General features: G+C 42.9%; 15 protein-coding genes. 11 read left to right on the top strand and 4 right to left on the bottom strand.

All coding sequences use genetic code 11. From position 1 onward, the window contains the following. Positions 1–30 precede the first annotated feature (30 nt). From cccB to NYE63_RS26995, 6 genes are all read left to right on the top strand, one after another. Positions 31–372 (top strand): cytochrome c551, encoded by a 342-nt coding sequence (gene cccB / locus NYE63_RS27020; protein WP_342603473.1) that lies wholly within the window; start codon positions 31–33, stop codon positions 370–372. A gap of 292 nt (positions 373–664) precedes the next feature. Further along, positions 665–1,351: a cell division ATP-binding protein FtsE gene (ftsE, locus tag NYE63_RS27015; RefSeq protein ID WP_076368273.1), complete on the top strand. Its 687-nt coding sequence runs from the start codon at positions 665–667 to the stop codon at positions 1,349–1,351. Continuing rightward, a complete protein-coding gene (gene ftsX / locus NYE63_RS27010) occupies positions 1,341–2,234 on the top strand; it encodes a permease-like cell division protein FtsX (RefSeq protein ID WP_342603472.1) in 894 nt (297 codons plus the stop codon). Before ftsE ends, ftsX begins: the two co-directional genes overlap by 11 nt. Positions 2,235–2,329: 95 nt before the next feature. Next, a complete protein-coding gene (locus NYE63_RS27005) occupies positions 2,330–3,721 on the top strand; it encodes a peptidoglycan DD-metalloendopeptidase family protein (protein ID WP_342603471.1) in 1,392 nt (463 codons plus the stop codon). Positions 3,722–3,863: 142 nt separating this feature from the next. Further along, positions 3,864–5,288 (top strand): S41 family peptidase, encoded by a 1,425-nt coding sequence (locus tag NYE63_RS27000; protein WP_342603470.1) that lies wholly within the window; start codon positions 3,864–3,866, stop codon positions 5,286–5,288. Positions 5,289–5,503: 215 nt separating this feature from the next. Then, positions 5,504–6,697, top strand: a complete 1,194-nt coding sequence (locus NYE63_RS26995; RefSeq protein WP_342603469.1) for a PDZ domain-containing protein — start codon at positions 5,504–5,506, stop codon at positions 6,695–6,697. A gap of 88 nt (positions 6,698–6,785) precedes the next feature. Here NYE63_RS26995 and NYE63_RS26990 read toward each other — a convergent pair whose 3' ends face one another. Both NYE63_RS26990 and NYE63_RS26985 read right to left on the bottom strand, forming a co-directional pair. Beyond that, positions 6,786–7,775 carry an iron-siderophore ABC transporter substrate-binding protein gene (locus NYE63_RS26990; RefSeq protein ID WP_342603468.1) on the bottom strand — a complete coding sequence of 330 codons (990 nt, stop codon included), beginning with the start codon at positions 7,773–7,775 and terminating at the stop codon, positions 6,786–6,788. After that, on the bottom strand, positions 7,768–7,896 hold the full coding sequence (locus tag NYE63_RS26985; protein ID WP_339201110.1) for a hypothetical protein: 129 nt from the start codon (positions 7,894–7,896) through the stop codon (positions 7,768–7,770). The genes NYE63_RS26990 and NYE63_RS26985 overlap by 8 nt, the downstream gene beginning before the upstream one ends. A gap of 59 nt (positions 7,897–7,955) precedes the next feature. Here NYE63_RS26985 and NYE63_RS26980 point away from each other — a divergent pair, with 59 nt between their 5' ends. Both NYE63_RS26980 and NYE63_RS26975 read left to right on the top strand, forming a co-directional pair. After that, positions 7,956–8,960, top strand: a complete 1,005-nt coding sequence (locus tag NYE63_RS26980) for an iron ABC transporter permease (protein WP_342603467.1) — start codon at positions 7,956–7,958, stop codon at positions 8,958–8,960. Further along, positions 8,957–10,012 carry an iron ABC transporter permease gene (locus NYE63_RS26975; protein WP_342603466.1) on the top strand — a complete coding sequence of 352 codons (1,056 nt, stop codon included), beginning with the start codon at positions 8,957–8,959 and terminating at the stop codon, positions 10,010–10,012. The genes NYE63_RS26980 and NYE63_RS26975 overlap by 4 nt, the downstream gene beginning before the upstream one ends. Positions 10,013–10,068: 56 nt before the next feature. On the opposite strand, the gene NYE63_RS26970 is transcribed toward NYE63_RS26975, so the two are convergent. After that, positions 10,069–10,602, bottom strand: coding sequence for a YceI family protein (locus NYE63_RS26970; RefSeq protein WP_305158498.1), 534 nt, complete (start codon positions 10,600–10,602; stop codon positions 10,069–10,071). A gap of 468 nt (positions 10,603–11,070) precedes the next feature. Beyond that, positions 11,071–13,260: an MMPL family transporter gene (locus NYE63_RS26965; protein ID WP_342605877.1), complete on the bottom strand. Its 2,190-nt coding sequence runs from the start codon at positions 13,258–13,260 to the stop codon at positions 11,071–11,073. 261 nt (positions 13,261–13,521) lie between these two features. On the opposite strand from NYE63_RS26965, the gene NYE63_RS26960 reads away from it, so the two are divergent. The 3 genes from NYE63_RS26960 (at position 13,522) to uvrB (ending at position 17,754) form a co-directional block, all read left to right on the top strand. Beyond that, a complete protein-coding gene (locus NYE63_RS26960) occupies positions 13,522–15,129 on the top strand; it encodes a catalase (protein ID WP_342603465.1) in 1,608 nt (535 codons plus the stop codon). 190 nt (positions 15,130–15,319) lie between these two features. Beyond that, entirely contained in the window at positions 15,320–15,550 is a 231-nt protein-coding gene (locus tag NYE63_RS26955) for a CsbA family protein (RefSeq protein ID WP_034309928.1), read from the top strand. 218 nt (positions 15,551–15,768) lie between these two features. Next, complete coding sequence (gene uvrB / locus NYE63_RS26950) at positions 15,769–17,754, top strand: excinuclease ABC subunit UvrB (RefSeq protein ID WP_342603464.1); 1,986 nt, start codon at positions 15,769–15,771, stop codon at positions 17,752–17,754. Position 17,755 lies beyond the last annotated feature (1 nt).

Raw genomic sequence — 17,755 nt, 5'->3', positions numbered from 1 at the left:
GTACTGGTATAAATCAGAGGGGGTAATTCAATGAAAATGAAATGGTTAGCCTTAGTTTTGGGTACTGCTTTGACCTTGGCTGCATGCGGTGGGAACGATGATGCTGCAGATAAAGAGCCTGCAGGTGAAAATAATGAAACGACTACGGCAGGTGCTGGTGATGCCGCAAAAATTTATGAAAACAAATGTTCAAGTTGTCATGCAGTAAATCTTGAAGGCGGCGTTGGACCGAATTTAACGAAGGTCGGTTCGAAGCTATCGAAAGCAGACATCGAAAAAGTCATTGCTAATGGCCAAGGTGGAATGCCAAAAGAAATAATCCAGGGCAAGGAAGCGAGCATGGTCGCTGAATGGCTTGCTGGACATAAGTAATGATTAATGAAACGTTCTGCTTAGCAGGACGTTTCATTTAACCTCCATTAAACCTCGAAAAAACTCACTTTTAAACCCTTATCAAGCAATCAAATCCTGGAATTATTACATAGATGTTGATATATGTCTAACTGAAATGAAACTGTAATATTTTTTATGCTTAATTTGACAAAATATGATGTTATAATGTTCCTGTGCTCAAGTAAGAGAGATTCCTGTCAGATTTCAGTGAAAATTGTCGAAAAAGCTGTAGGTACATAGTGATAATCCAAGCAAATTAGGTGGTTTTAGAATGATAGAAATGATAGATGTGAAAAAGACATATCCAAATGGCGTAATTGCCATTAATGGAATCAATGTGAAAATAAAGGCAGGCGAGTTCGTTTATGTAGTGGGTCCGAGCGGTGCCGGAAAATCGACCTTCATCAAAATGATGTATAGGGAAGAAAAGCCTACAAGCGGTAATATCTTGGTCAATGGCCTTAGCCTGCCAAGTATCCGCAATTCGAAAGTTCCTCTATTCCGCCGTAATATCGGTATGGTATTCCAAGATTTTAAACTCCTTCAAACATTCACTGCATATGAAAATGTTGCTTTTGCCATGGAAGTTATTGAAAAGGAACCAGAAGAAATCAAAAAGAGAGTCATGGAAGTCCTGGATCTGGTTGGCATTAAACATAAAGCAAGAATGCTGCCTTCCGAGTTATCTGGTGGGGAACAGCAAAGGGTTGCAATAGCCCGTTCGATCGTCAATGATCCTAAGGTAGTCATAGCCGACGAGCCTACAGGTAATCTTGATCCCGAAACGTCATGGGAAATCATGAATATATTTGAAGAAATTAATAAACGCGGAACTACACTTGTCATGGCCACTCATAATAGGGACATCGTCAACAATATTAAACGACGTGTCATTGCCATTGAAAGTGGAAAAATAGTTCGCGATGAACATCGAGGTGATTACGGATATGAAATTTAGAACATTGCTCCGTCACTTCCGTGAAAGTTTTAAAAATATTGGCCGTAATGGATGGATGACGTTTGCTTCAGTCAGTGCAGTAACGGTCACTCTAACATTGGTTGGCGTCTTTTTAGTGCTCATGATGAATTTAAATCATATCGCGGGAAATGTGGAGAAAGATGTCGAAGTTCGTGCACATATTGATAATGCGGCGAATGATGACGATATAAAAGCTATCGGTAAGCAAATTACGGAGATAGACGGCATTGAATCAGTGATTTTCTCTCCAAAAGATGAAGAGCTTACTAATTTAATAGATGATTTAGGAGATAATGGTGAGGCTTTTAAACCATTTGAACAAGATAACCCATTAAGGGACGTTTATGTTATCAAAACGAAATCTCCGCAAGATGTCATCAAGGTGGCAAAAAAAATCGAAGGTTTTGAGTATATCCAAAGTGTTAAATATGGACAAGGCTACGTCGAGAAACTATTCAGCTTTGTTAATATTGCTAGAAACATAGGGATCGTTCTTATTGTAGGTTTACTATTTACTGCAATGTTCCTAATTTCGAATACGATTAAAATTACCATTGTAGCCAGAAGAAAAGAAATCGAGATCATGAGATTGGTAGGAGCAACGAATACGTTCATCCGTTGGCCATTCTTCTTGGAGGGTCTCTGGTTGGGAGTCCTCGGTTCCATCATTCCCATTGGTCTGATTGCAGTACTCTACTACAATCTTTATAAATATGCAGCACCGCAGATTACGTTCAAATTCATAGATTTCCTGCCTGCAAATCCGTTTATTTATCAAGTTTCGGGCATCCTCATCGTAATTGGTGCCGTTATCGGGATATGGGGCAGCTTGATGTCCGTCAGGAAGTTCTTGAAAGTATAAAAGAGTATGTTTACTCGAAAGCCAAAAGAAGCCGGATTTAAATAGAGAGAAGTTACAAGGCAAGGATGTAACGGGTTGAAAGGGGAAATGAAACGTTGAAAAAAAATATCATTGCCATGAATGCCTCCATTATGATCGGGTTGGGAAGCATTTTAGCGGCACCTTCGGTTTATGCCGAGTCGATCTCGAATTTAGAAAAACAGAAAGAATCCATCCAGGAAAAACGTTCGGGTGTTGAATCGAATATTTCCGAAACGGAGAAGAAAATCGATAACCTGCAGGAAAAGCAAATGACAGCAGAAGACCAAATCGCTGCCATTGAAGCGAAAATTGCAGAGTCCGCAAAAAAAATCGATGCTAAAAATGCTGAAATTACACAAACGAAAAAAGAAATCGAGGCATTGAAAGAAGAGATTAAAGTATTAAAAGAGCGGATCGCCAAACGTAACGAAGTATTGAAGGAAAGGGCACTTTCTTTCCAGGAGACTGGCGGGGACGTGAACTACCTTGAAGTATTATTCGGATCATCCAGTTTTGGGGATTTAGTTGACCGTGTCGGAGCTGTAGCGACAATCGCTGAAGCCGACCGCGATATTTTAAAAGAGCATGAGCTGGATAAAAAGGATCTGGAAGAAAAGCAAAAAGCTGTTGAAACGAAGCTTGCCAGTTTAGAAGTGGCAAAAGCTGAACTATTGGAAATTCAAAAGCAACAAAAACAGCAGAAGCAAGAAAAGGATGCTTTAGTTAAGAAATTAAAGCAACAAACTGAAAAGCATGAACATGAGAAGATGGGTCTAGAGGAAGAAAAAGCGAATCTTGCTGCTCAAGAAAAAGCCATCAAATCAGCCATCAGCTTAGAGCATCAACGTCTTGCCGAATTGGAAGCAGCTCGTAAAAAAGCGGCAGCCGAAGCGAAAAAACGTGCAGAGCAAGAAGCGGCACAAGCGGCAGCCCAAGCAGCATCACAAGCATCCGAATCAAAAAAACAATCCACTTCTTCGGGATATAGTGCAAAAAGCAACAGTTCATCATCAGCACCATCATCTTCACAAGTTTCGGCTAATGTAAGTCAAGCGCCAGCAGTATCATCGGGTACTTTCACTAGACCTAGTGCAGGATATGTATCTTCAACAATGGGTGAACGTTGGAATAAACAGCATGCCGGCATCGATATCGCTGCTAGTGGAACGGTTCCAGTTGTAGCGGCAGCGGACGGAGTCGTAAGCCGTTCTTACTTCTCAAGTTCATACGGTAACGTCATCTTCGTTACCCATTCGATCGGCGGTCAGCAATGGACTACTGTGTATGCACACTTAAGCTCTAGACAAGCAAGCGAAGGTGCTGTTGTTGCCAAAGGCCAACAAATTGGCATCATGGGTAACACAGGACATTCATACGGTCAGCATTTACACTTTGAACTACATAAAGGCCCATGGAATTATAGCAAGTCAAATGCTGTTAATCCATTAAACTATATACCTAATTAATACACAATATCTCAACGAAAAAAACAGACCAGGATAAATTCCTGGTCTGTTTTTTTGCGTGGTGTCACCATTTTCTATAAGCATATTCCTTCCAATCCCCTCATATAGTGAAATACATATCAGGTCAGAAATGGGGATAAATATGGTTAAAAAATGGGTACTTCCTCTAGCAATCGTCATGTCACTAGCCATTGGAGCAGTGGGGGGGATATATTGGACAAGCCTCCCGGCCAAGAATGAAGTAAAGGATGAAGGCCAAGCAATATTAAAGGATAAGGAATGGGCAAAGGTGGAACAAGCTTACGGTTTAATCGTAAGTCAGTATGTAGAACAGGTGGATGGTTCCAACCTGGTGGAGGGTGCCATCCAAGGCATGCTGTCAGCGCTGAAAGATCCTTATTCCGTATATATGGACAAGGAGACCGCTAAGCAGTTCAACGAAACCCTGGACTCTTCTTTTGAAGGAATAGGGACTGAAATCGGAATGGAAGATGGTAAGGTCATAATTGTTTCTCCCTACAAAGATTCGCCTGCTGAAAAAGCTGGATTAAAGCCGAAAGATCAAATCCTTAAGGTGAATGGTGAGAGTGTAGAAGGTTTGGATCTATATGAAACACGCCTGAAAATCCGCGGCAAAAAAGGGTCACCTGTCAAAATGGAAATAAAGCGGGCAGGGGTGGATAATCCGCTTGAATTCAATATGATGCGTGCCGAAATTCCATTGGATACCGTATTTTCATCAATTAAGGAAGTCGCTGGAGAACAAATCGGTTATATCGAGTTGACTACATTCTCGGAAAATACTGCGAGTGATTTCAAAAAGCAGATGAAGGAGCTGGAAAAGAAGGGAATAAAGGGCTTGGTCATAGATGTACGCGGCAACCCAGGTGGCCTTCTTTCTAGTGTGGAAACGATTCTTGGCGAGTTTATCACAAAAGACAAGCCTTATTTGCAAATTGCGGAAAGAACGGGGGAGACACAATCGTTTTTTACAAGCCTTAAGAAAGCGAAAAGTTATCCCATTGCCGTCTTGACGGATAAAGGCAGCGCCTCAGCCTCGGAAATCCTTGCCGGCGCGATGCAAGAGGCTGGAGGCTATCCATTGGTCGGCGAGAAGACCTTCGGGAAAGGCACAGTACAGCAAGCTGTTCCTATGGGTGATGGCAGTAAGATTAAACTTACGTTATATAAGTGGCTGACGCCTTCAGGGAACTGGATTCATAAAAAAGGGATCGAACCGACAATTAAAGTAAAACAGCCGGATTATTTTGGTGCCCATCAGCTGGCCATTGAGAGGGTCTTGGAGCGGGATATGAATGATGAACAAATCCAGTATGCCCAAAGCATTCTGAAAGGACTTGGATTTGAACCTGGTCGTGAGGATGGATATTATGATTGGAGTACAGAAATCGCAGTAAAAGCATTCCAAAAACAATTTGGCCTGAAAGTGACGGGTAAGCTGGACGCTAAAACCGCAGCACATTTGGAATCCGCCATTCTGGAAAAGATCCAGGATGAAGATAATGATATTCAGTTACGCACGGCTTTGAATTATTTAGTGAAATAACTCGATGGCACCGTTCCCCTTTGGGGGCGGTGTTTTTTTGCATTTGATCGAGCCCCGCCTGCGAACATGAAGGCAGTATAGAAGAAACTTAAGGGAATGCTACTTTTTCTGCATCTTAATAGGCATGAAGGTTACATTTTTGATAGAATAGGAGGTAACTGACCAGAACGAAATTTGACAAAATTTTGATTACTTTTGAGGATGGTGGAAAGAAATTGACAACGGATTGGCTGATTGCATACTTAATGGGATTAGGAAAACTCTTCCTTCATCCTTTGCTTTATGTTTCGATTGCCTATTGTTTATTCATCGGCTATCTTCGCGTTAAACGGGAACGCCATGATTTTAATACGAAGATCTACAGTTTTTCCATGGAGCTTCGTTCCATGTTACCTCAAGGATTGGTATGGGGATTGATCCTTTCCTTCCTCACGCTGTCTACTGGACTCGCCATTCCTTTGGCGGCGCTGTTCATCATGTTAGTGGTTACGGTTTTGGCCATGCTATCCATGAAGAAGAGGTTTGTTTCCCCCGTTTATACAGTGGGGCTCACCTTCTTTATCCTTTTCTTTTTATATGATAGAGATATCAAGCTGACGTTATTCCAGGATGCTTTTAATCAGCTGGATCGGTCCGTATATCCGACACTTGTTATTTTAATAGGGTTATTACTGATTGTTGAAGGATTTTTGATTGTTGGCAATGGAAGTAAAAAGGTCTCTCCTCAGTTGGAGGTATCCAGGAGGGGGCAGCCGATAGGTGTGTATGTTTCACAGCGAATCTGGCTAATTCCCATGTTCGTCATGATTCCTGGAGGACAACTTCCGATGCCTTTCGAATGGTATCCGGTTTTTTCAATCGGAGACATGTCCCTGTCGCCGATTGTGCTGCCCATTTTAATTGGCTTTAAGCAAAAAGTTCAAGGGACGCTCCCGGAACTGGCCATTAGGGCACAAGGCAAAAAGGTAGGGGCATTGGGATTGGTGATTACGCTATTGGCGGTAGTGGGTTACTGGTACCCGCCATTGGCAATAATAACGGCCGTTTTAGCAATCCTCGGTCGTGAATTCCTGCATTATTCCCAAAAGGCAATGGATCAAAAGCTTCCTTTTTACTTTTCGAAAAGTAAGCTGGGTGTCCAGATCTTAGGCGTTATCCCTCAATCTCCGGCAGATAAAATGGGGTTGCTAAAAGGCGAGGTCATTTCGAAAATAAATGGGGTCGTCGTCAGGGAAGAAGAAGAGTTATACAGGGCGCTCCAAATAAACCGGGCACATTGCAAGCTTGAGGTCATCGATAATAATGAACAGATTCGTTTTGTGCAAAGAGCTCTTTTTGACGGGGAGCATTACGAATTGGGCATCTTGTTCGTTGACGATCAATTAAAGGAAAGCGGACAAGTAGGGTAATGCCTCAAAAGCAGTGAGCATGAATAAAAAATAAAACGGCCTTTCTCGAATTATATCGAGAAAGGCCGTTTTCAATAGAAACGTGTTATTACTTTTCAAGCATGATCTTTTCTATATCTTCCAGCATTTTATTAGCTGCTAATACTCCGCCAGCTGTATTCCATGTTGCGTCGCTAACTTCATGAGCATTTCCATTTTTGACTGCATCAAGGTTTTTCCAAAGTGGATCGTTTGTCCATTCTTTAGCTGTGCTTAGAGCTTGTTTGTCCCCTTCAGGAGCGTATGTGAAATAGAAGAGAATATCTCCATCCATTTTAGGGATGACTTCTTTCCCTACCTCAATGGCAAGGTTACCTAATTTATTATCTGCAGTGAATAGTTCCTTCTGTTGTTCTGCACGTTTAAATCCTAATTGATCGAAAATCACTCCAGAGAATGAATCTGTGTAATAAATACGAGTAGTTCCAGCCATGAAACGAACAATGGAAACTTCTTGATTTACTTTATCACCTAATTTAGCTTTAAGATCTTCTGTGTTTTTATCGAATTCTGCAATTACATCGTTACCTTTTTCTTCAAGGTTCAAGGCTTTTGCATATAGTTTAAAGTTTTCTTTCCAATCTCCTCTTAGCGTTTCCGAGAAAACGGTAGGGGCGATCGCACTTAATTTATCATAAACAGCCTCTTGGCGTATCTTGCTTCCGATAATCAAGTCAGGCTTCAGTGATGCGATTTTTTCTAAGTTAACTTCATGTTCAACCCCAACAACTTCGACCCCATCCATATCATCTTTAATATGGTCGTACCAAGGGTCACCAAGCCATGATTGAACGGCACCAACAGGTTTAATTCCTAAAGCAAGCAATGCCTCAGTACCTTCATTTGTTAAAACTACCACTCTTTTAGGCGTTTCTTTCAACTCGGTAGTGCCCATGGCATGCTCAATTGTGTAACTTTTCTCTTCTTTCTTGTCTTCAGCTTTATTTCCATCGGCTTTATCATCCGAATTCCCGCAAGCTGCTAGAAGAAAGACTGCAAATATTGTAAAAATCGTTAATAATGACTTAAATCTAAACATCTATGTATCCCTCCCAATTTTTCAGCAAATGATAATCATTCGCACTTAACAGCATCATCATAAAATGAATATACTTTTCTGTCAATATATAAATGAAAATGATTCTCAAATTCGTTGACATAATCCCATTACCACCAGTAAAATATTACTATACAAACGTGATTGGAAAGGTAACTGGATATGTTATTAAAATATACATGGCAGAAATGGATGGGGCTGTTCATTACTATTCTTTTGCTGCTGTTTTTACTGTGCTCAAGCATTGTATACGGTTATACAGATACAACCTGGAAAATGGCCATCGATGCTTTTACCCATTTCAATGGGACGAATGAACACATTGTCATTCAATCAGTCAGACTTCCGCGTGCCTTGATTGCTTCGGCAATTGGTGCAAGTTTAGCCATCTCGGGGGTTTTGATGCAAACGCTAACTAAAAACCCTCTGGCCTCTCCAGATATCTTCGGGGTCAACGCCGGGGCGGGATTGGCGGTTGTCACTGGGGTCACCGTGTTTGGGATAAGCAATCTTCAAGTATTCACATGGCTCTCATTCATAGGGGCGGCCATAGCCGCGATAAGTATATATATGATTGGAAGCATGGGACGCGGCGGCTTGACACCGATGAAGCTGACATTGGCTGGTGCAGCTATGACGGCCATGGTAGCTTCACTTACACAAGGTCTTCTTGTTTCCAATGAGGCACTATTAGATCAAGTTTTGTTCTGGCTTGCCGGGTCCGTTTCCGGTAGAAGTCTAGACAATTTAGTTGCCGTCCTGCCTTATCTTGTCGTGGGTTGGGGCCTTGCCTGGATCATGTCCGGTAAAATGAATGTGTTATCCATGGGTGAAGATGTCGCAAAAGGTCTTGGACTGAATATAGTATTCCTTAAACTGGTTATGGGGCTGGCAATCATTCTGCTAGCTGGCGGATCAGTAGCGGTTGCGGGTCCGATTGGCTTTATAGGAATCGTCGTTCCGCATCTTACCCGTTCTATAGTAGGCATCGATCATCGCTGGTTGATTCCCTTCTCTGGACTTTTCGGGGCGGTGCTTTTGATTGCAGCCGATGTCATATCCAGGTATATCCTGATGCCTCGAGAAATTCCGGTTGGAGTCATGACAGCCATAATCGGGACCCCATTCTTTATTTATATAGCTAGAAAGGGGTTCAGCGGTCGATGAAGTCATATAAGAGCTTTCGTTTGTTTAATGAAAAAATATCATTCTTGATGGATAAAAAAGCTATGATCGTGATTTCCATATTATTTTTAGTCACTTCACTAGTGTTTGTTATCAGTACTGGAGTGGGTGAAATGAATATAAATCCGCTAAGTGTCCTCCAGGTCTTTATCGGAGGGGGGACGGATAGCGATCGGCTTATTATCCAATCTTTCCGCCTGCCTAGAATAATTGTTGCCCTGTTGGTAGGAATGGGCCTTGCTGTAGCTGGAGGAATCCTTCAAGGGATGATTCGAAATCCACTTGCTTCGCCTGATATCTTGGGGATAACAGGAGGAGCGACTGTAGCGGTTGTTGGATTCTTGGCCATTTTTAGCGATAAGAATCATTCTTTAACAGTGAGCATCAATTGGCTGCCGTTAGCTGCATTCATTGGGGCGACAGTCGTGGCCTTTCTTGTTTATTCTTTAGCCTGGAAAAATGGAGTTCCCCCGATAAGGCTTGTGTTGATCGGGATTGGGGTGATGGCTTTAATGAAGGCACTCACTACGATGATGATGATTCTTGGCCCAGTTTATCAAGCGAGCCAGGCAAACCTTTGGATCACGGGGTCAGTGTCTAACTCCACCTGGAATAATATCGCTGTACTGGCACCATGGACGATTCTCTTCCTGTTAATCGCCTTCCTGTATGCCAGAAATATTAATTTACAGGAGCTAGGCGATGACCTTGCAACGGGGCTTGGGGGACATGTCCAAAAACAACGGTTTACATTATTGATGATCAGTACGGCTTTGATTGGAGGTTCTACCGCTTTTGCTGGAGGAATTGGCTTTGTGGGATTAATGGCACCACACATGGCCAGAAGGCTGGTTGGTTCGAGTTTTGGAGTGCTACTGCCTGCTTCAGCTTTGCTTGGTGGCATCCTGGTTATGGTGGCGGATTTGATTGGGCGGACCTTATTCTCACCTTTGGAAATACCGGCTGGTGTCTTCACAGCGAGCATCGGGGCACCATACTTCATTTATTTACTATATAAAACGAGGAATTCGTAAATCCGGTAAATGTAGAAAGAAGCAGTCATCCTAGGGATGGCTGCTTCTTCTTTTCATTAAGCTTCTTTAGCTGCTTCGATTTCAATGGTAAGCGTGATTTGATCGCCGATCAGTACGCCGCCTGTTTCTAATGCCGCGTTATAGGTTAGGCCATAATCACTGCGTTTTACTTTCCCTTTTCCGCTAAATCCTGCTTTTTCATTTCCCCATGGATCTTTCCCTTGGCCTTCGAAGGTGATGCTGAAAGTTTCTTCTTGTGTGATTCCATTAAGAGTCACATTTCCAGTTACATCGTATTCATCTTCATTCGTTTTCACGATTTTTGTTGATTTGAATGTTAATGTAGGATTTTTTTCTACATCAAAAAAGTCAGCGGAACGCAAGTGATTATCCCGGTCTGCATTCCGTGTGTCAATACTGGCCACATCAACGGTAAAATCGATTTCAGCAGTTGTTAGATCCAATGGGTTTGCTAGAATGCTTGCTTCGAACTTATTAAAACTTCCTTTTACTTTAGCGATCATCATATGTTTTACGGAAAATTCAATAGCACTGTGAGTCGGGTCGACTGTCCATTTTGTATTTGTCATGTTTATTCCTCCTAATTAATAATCTTGAATTTATATATCTTTAATTTGAGATATCTTAACTTAATGTAATTATAAGAGGTGGAAGCAATAGTGTCAACTGAAAGTTTTCCTTAATTTTGAAAACATGAAAAACCCTGTGCACTTATGGGGCACGGGGTTTTCAGACTGTAGACAAACTTGATGAAAATCAAGTTTGTCTACAGTTTTTATGAAGGTTTATAAAACCTCGAACGTCGATTTCCACTCCAGGCACTCGCTTTCCGCGGGCGGTCCGGGAGCCTCCTCGGCGCCTTGCGCCTGCGGGGTCTCCCCTCGACGCGCTTTTCCCGCAGGAGTCTCGCACCTTACGTTCCAATCAACTTTGTTTTGAAATTTTAGGAAAACCCTTTTGTCTACAAACTCTAACCCTGTGCATTTATGGGGCACAGGGTTTTTTCTTATGAAGAAGAGTAAAGCCGACTACCTAAATTAATTGGCATGTTCTTTCTCTTCTTGATTGGTCACTTTACTCGGCCAAAAAGCATGGCGGCCAAGTAGGGCGGTGATCGCAGGAACAAGGAACGGCCGCACAATGAATGTATCCATTAACACACCAAGAGCAGTAATGAGCCCGAATTGAACCAATACTTGAATCGGAAGTGTGGCAAGAACGGAAAAAGTGGCTGCCAAGATTATTCCGGCGGATGTGATGACACCGCTAGTTTCGGCAACGCCTTTTCTGATGGCCTGCTTGATAGGCATCGTTTCTTTCTTACGCCAAATGCTTGAAACCATGAAAATGTTATAATCTTCTCCAAGTGCAACCAGGAATACGAAAGAATAAAGTGGAATTGTCCCCTCTATAGCATCGACACCCATGAAATAGTGCAGGATTAACCAACCTAAGCCCATAGCTGCAAAGAATGAGAGAATGACTGTCCCCATTAAATACACCATCGCTGTCACAGATCGCAAGTAGGCTAAAAGGAGCAAGGAAATCAGGACGATGATGATCGGGATTATCATGAATTCATCGGATTTTACGGTATCCCTTTTATCGAATTGCGTCGCAGTTTGCCCGCCAATCCAAACCTTTTCATCGACGGAAGATATATTGGCGGCCTTCAATTCTTTCTCCGCCATAGTGCGGATTTCCGGAATGGAACCAATGGCCTCGATATCATATGGGTTGATGTTGAATGTGACCTCATAGGACTGAAGATCTTTATTGGACTTACTTGTGACTGGATCGGCAACACTTTCAACAATATTCATCGCCTCTAATGCCGTCGTTAAATCGATATCTTCACCATCCGTATCGACAACCACTGTGGCCGGTGCCAGTTCGCCCGGTGAGTACGAGTCGGAAATGACAGAATAGCCTTCACGGGAGTTCATATCTTCAGGGAAGGAAGAGAGAATATCATATGAATATTTTATTTGTGAAGAATATCCAGCTAAAACACTGAAGATGATCAGGCATGTAAGAATGACGGTCCATGGCTTGGTTGTGACGATATGACCAATCCAGTTACCGATGCGTCCTTCTTTATGTTTTTTGACGGCTTTTCCCTTTTTCCTAGCCCGTGCTTCTTCCATTTCTGGTGTACGCGGAACGATTGGGAAGAAGGAAGCCCTTCCGAATACAGAAAGCAATGCCGGTACAAGTGTTAAAGCTGCCAGCATCATGATTAAAATGGACAAGCTGAATGGTACAGCGAAACGGTGGTAGGCTCCATATTTGGCTACAAGCAATGTTAGCAGGGAGATGACGATCGTAAGGCCGCTCATCGCAATGGCGCCTGATGAATCTTTAAATGCGGCGATCATGGCTTTCCGTTTGCTTTCATGATTTCTTAATTCACTTCTGTAGTGAGAAATTAAAAATAGACAATAATCCGTTCCGGCACCGAATAATAATACGGTCATGATTGAAATGGCCTGTGAATCGACTGTAATCCAACCATGATCTGCCATAAATCCAAGGATCGGGCTCGTGACAATATAGGCGAAGCCTACTCCGATTAGAGGAATGATGGCTAGAAGCGGGGAGCGGTAAATGAGTAATAACACGACAAGTACAAGTATTACTGTCGCTAATAGCAATTTGAAATCTGCACCTGAAAATAAACCCGTTGCATCGACGGATATCCCTACAGGGCCTGTCACTCGAAGGGATAATTCATCTGAATCCGTCGAGACCTTGAATGGGTCCGATCCAATGTGTTCCGATACTGCTTCATTAATGCTTTCAAGATTTTTTTCGAGAATTTCAGTCTCGGTCTTTTCTTTAAAGAAAAGCGGCTGTACGAAAGTCGTTCCATCTTCTGAAACCGATTCTTGAAGAGCAGGCAACGGAATTTCATGAAGCGGCGGTAAAAAAGATTGCTGTGACAATGGTTTATCTGTCAGTTCTTTGGAAAGGTACTGGATTTCGGCCAAGTCGGCTTCTGTCAGTCCACCTTCCCGATGCCATGTAAGTAGGGCAGGTAGTCCAGAGGAGTTTGGAAACTCTTCTTTAATAAGTTCATCAGCCACGACAGAAGGTGAATCCTCAGGCAAGTCTGAGGCATTATTTGCTGTTCGATCATTAACGGCAGGCAAAGTGAGGGTTAATGCGATTGCTGCAATTATCCACACAGCAATGACAACCCAACGACTGGTTTTTCCGGTCATCATCTTGCCAAGTCTTCCTAATATTGATTCGTCCAATGAAGGCACCCCGCTTTTTGAATTATTTATCCTTAGTTCATTATAATTGAGTGCTGTTGGCATATACAAAAATGGGTATGCTTACTCCATGATTCTACTAAATGCCTCAAATTGTTTATGACATGAAAATATGCTCATCGATACATAGGGTAAAAGTACTTATTTAACTAATTTCAATTAAATTTGAAGATTGAAGAGTGAAATATAGGGAATAGGGGAAAGTATGGTATGGCTTTTATTAACAGAGGAGGGGTTTTTTTGTCCGATAAATCCAAAAAACCAAATGATGAATCGAAAGAAACATTAACGAACAGGCAAGGGCACCCGGTTACGAATAACCAGAGTCTTAGAACTGTAGGGAACAGAGGTCCTAGTACACTTGAGAACTATGATTTCCTTGAAAAGATCAGCCACTTCGATAGGGAGCGTATCCCTGAACGGGTTGTGCATGCCCGTGGTGCAGGTGCACATGGTTATTTCGTACCGACCGGTAAAGCGGGGGACGAGCCGATTTCAAAATATACTAGAGCGAAGGTTTTTCAGGAAGAAGGTAAAAAAACCCCGGTATTCGTGAGATTTTCATCCGTTATTCATGGAGGGACGTCCCCGGAAACGTTACGTGATCCCAGGGGATTTGCCGTCAAATTTTATACGGAAGATGGAAACTGGGATCTTGTAGGAAATAACCTGAAAATTTTCTTTATCCGAGATGCCATGAAATTCCCGGATTTGATTCATGCCTTCAAACCGGATCCGGTCACGAATATTCAGGACGGCAGGAGGATTTTCGATTTTTGCTCGAGTTCGCCTGAAACATTCCATATGGTTACCTTTGTATTTTCCCCATGGGGCATTCCAGCTAACTACCGTATGATGCAAGGATCAGGGGTCAATACTTATAAATGGGTGAATGAGGAAGGGAAAGCCGTGCTTGTCAAGTATCACTGGGAACCGAAACAAGGGATCAAGAACCTGACACAGCAAGAGGCAAATGAAATTCAAGCTACAAATTTCAATCATGCCACACAGGATCTATATGAAGCGATCGAACGCGGGGACTATCCGGAATGGGATCTCAACGTACAAATCATGAGTGATGATGATCATCCTGAGTTGGATTTTGATCCGCTGGATGATACGAAGATCTGGCCGAAAGATGAGTTCCCGTGGCTGCATGTCGGTACGATGGTATTGAATAAAAACCCTGAAGACTATTTCACTGAAGTCGAACAGGCTGCATTCGGCACGGGTGTCCTAGTGGATGGACTGGACTTTTCTGATGACAAGATGTTACAGGGGCGTACATTCTCTTATTCCGATACACAACGTCACCGTGTTGGCGCGAATTATCTGCAATTGCCGATTAATGCTCCAAAGAAACCAACAGCCACGAATCAGACTGGCGGACAGATGCAATATGAAGTTGGCAGAGGCAGCCAAAGCCCCCACATCAACTACGAACCATCAACTGTCGGCGGCTTGAAAGAAGCCAAGCAGACCGGCAAGGAGTATACACCAATGGTGGAAGGGAAACTTGTTCGTGAGACAATCGATCGCCAGAACAATACGAAACAGGCTGGTGAAACATTCCGTGAATTCGAGGATTGGGAAAAAGACGATTTAATTTCCAATTTAGTGGGGGCATTGGCTCCTGCCGACAAGCGCATTCAGGAAAAAATGATAGCACTTGCCGAAGAGGCCGATGAAGAGTATGGCCGCAGATTGAAAGAGGGACTGGCCTCGGCTTCTGAACATACGGACTCTTCAAAACCTCTGGGTGGGACGGATAACCCTGAGGACGCCGTTAGAAAAGGACATGAAGCGGATCCATATTGATTGGAGTGAAAAGAAGCAAACTTCCCTTTAAAGGGGTTTGCCTCTTTTTTTTAATGGGCATAATTGATGGATGCGTGGAATGTTCTTCTGATGATGCCTTGAAAATCAAGTGGGAAATTGATTGGCAAAAAGCTTCATAATCATTTAAACTGAAACTACTCTATTTTTCTCTTATAAAGGAGATGAAAAAATGATTAAAATTCTTTCTGCCCTTTTCCTTCCTTGTCTACTTGTCATGCTATTTTCAAGAGTTACCTATAACAATGTCGTAGGCCTTGTTTTAACTGTTGCCTTGATTACAGCTTCCGCATATAAAGGTTATACGCATACAAACTTATTGATCATCGTCGATGCCTTATCCCTGACAGTGGGATTTTGGTTATCAAAAAGAATGATGAAACGTACATCCAAGAGCGCCTGACACCAAAGGTGCTTTTTTTGTACTCAAACGTGTCATTCCCCTCAACACATCATGATTTCCAAAATTCAAAAATAGAATGGATGTTCGCTTATTGCTGGTTTGTTTTAAGGCTATTGTGGTAGAATGTGTATATATGCTTTATTAAACCGGAATAAATAGAAGGGATATAGACATGTCCCGTCTTCATATAAAAATATTTCAATAGGAGGCTATGCTTGGTGAAGGATAAGTTTGAGTTAGTCTCAAAATACTCTCCTCAAGGAGATCAACCGGCAGCAATTGAAATGCTAGTCGAAGGGGTTAAGGAAGGCAAGGAAATGCAGACGTTATTGGGGGCAACGGGGACAGGGAAAACGTTCACCGTTTCCAATGTGATTCAAAGAATCAATAAACCGACTCTTGTCATTGCCCACAATAAAACGTTGGCAGGGCAGCTTTACAGTGAGTTTAAAGAGTTCTTCCCTAATAATGCCGTTGAATACTTCGTTAGCTATTATGATTATTACCAGCCAGAGGCTTATGTTCCATCTACGGATACCTTCATCGAAAAAGATGCAAGCATTAATGATGAAATCGATAAACTGCGTCACTCGGCAACCTCGTCTTTGTTCGAAAGGAAAGATGTCATCATCATTGCCAGTGTATCGTGCATATATGGACTCGGTTCTCCTGAAGAGTACCGGGAGATGGTTGTTTCCCTCCGAAAAGGCATGGAAATAGACCGGAATGCCTTGCTGCACAGACTCGTGGATATTCAATATGAGAGGAATGATATTGCTTTCCAAAGGGGGACCTTCCGCGTTCGCGGCGACGTGGTCGAAATTTTCCCGGCCTCACGTGATGAACATTGCGTACGGGTCGAGTTTTTCGGGGATGAGATTGACCGTATCCGTGAAGTCGATGCCCTGACTGGTGAAATTACCGGTGAACGTGAACATATCGCCATTTTCCCAGCTTCCCACTTCGTAACCCGCGAAGAGAAAATGCGGATAGCTATTCAAAACATCGAAACGGAATTGGAAGAGCGATTGAAGGAATTAAGGGAAGATGAAAAACTCCTTGAAGCACAGCGCTTGGAGCAGCGGACCCGTTATGATTTGGAAATGATGCGGGAAATGGGCTTTTGTTCAGGGATCGAGAACTATTCCCGCCATTTAACCCTTCGTCCCTCAGGTGCGACACCATACACTTTAATAGATTACTTTCCAGAGGACTTCCTATTGGTCGTGGATGAATCACACGTAACCCTTTCGCAAATCCGCGGAATGTTCAATGGAGATCAGGCGCGTAAGCAAGTGCTCGTCGATCATGGCTTCCGTCTGCCGTCTGCAAAAGATAACCGCCCGCTAAGATTTGAAGAATTTGAAAAAAAGGTCCATCAATCCATATTCGTTTCGGCAACTCCGGGACCATATGAACTCGAACATACGCCAGAAATGGTTCAGCAGATCATCCGTCCTACCGGATTGCTGGATCCGACGGTAGAAGTGCGGCCGATTGAAGGGCAGATAGATGACATGATCGGTGAAATACAGGAGCGCGTCAAAAAGAACGAGCGTGTGCTCATTACGACCTTGACGAAAAAGATGTCCGAAGATTTAACTGATTATTTAAAGGAAATCGGCATCAAGGTCCAATATCTTCATTCGGAAGTGAAGACCTTGGAAAGGATAGAAATCATCCGGGAACTTCGAATGGGCAAATATGATGTACTCGTTGGAATCAATCTTTTAAGGGAAGGCCTGGATATACCGGAAGTGTCGTTAGTGACCATTCTGGATGCCGATAAAGAAGGATTCCTTCGCTCGGAACGTTCGCTTATTCAAACGATGGGCCGTGCAGCCCGTAATTCCAACGGCCACGTCATCATGTATGCAGACCGCATCACGAATTCGATGGAACTTGCCATCAATGAAACGAGACGGCGTCGTGAAATCCAGGAAAATTATAATAAAGAGCATGGAATAATGCCTCAAACCATTCAAAAGGATATCCGTGACTCCATAAGGGCGACTCATGTAGCCGAAGAAAGCGAAGAGTATAAGGAAGACCTTGCACCAAGCCTCGCGAAGCTTCCTAAAAAAGAGCGTTTAAAAGTTATGGCAAGCATGGAAAAAGAAATGAAGGAAGCGGCAAAGGCACTGGACTTCGAGCGAGCTGCCGAGCTGCGTGATTTATTACTAGAGTTAAAAGCGGAAGGGTGAC

Origin of the sequence: Peribacillus sp. FSL E2-0159 (assembly GCF_038643155.1) — a bacterium.
In the GTDB taxonomy this organism is placed as follows: domain Bacteria; phylum Bacillota; class Bacilli; order Bacillales; family DSM-1321; genus Peribacillus; species Peribacillus simplex.
The sequence above is the reverse complement of the archived record's forward strand: the minus strand, read 5'-3'. Positions and strand labels throughout refer to the sequence as shown.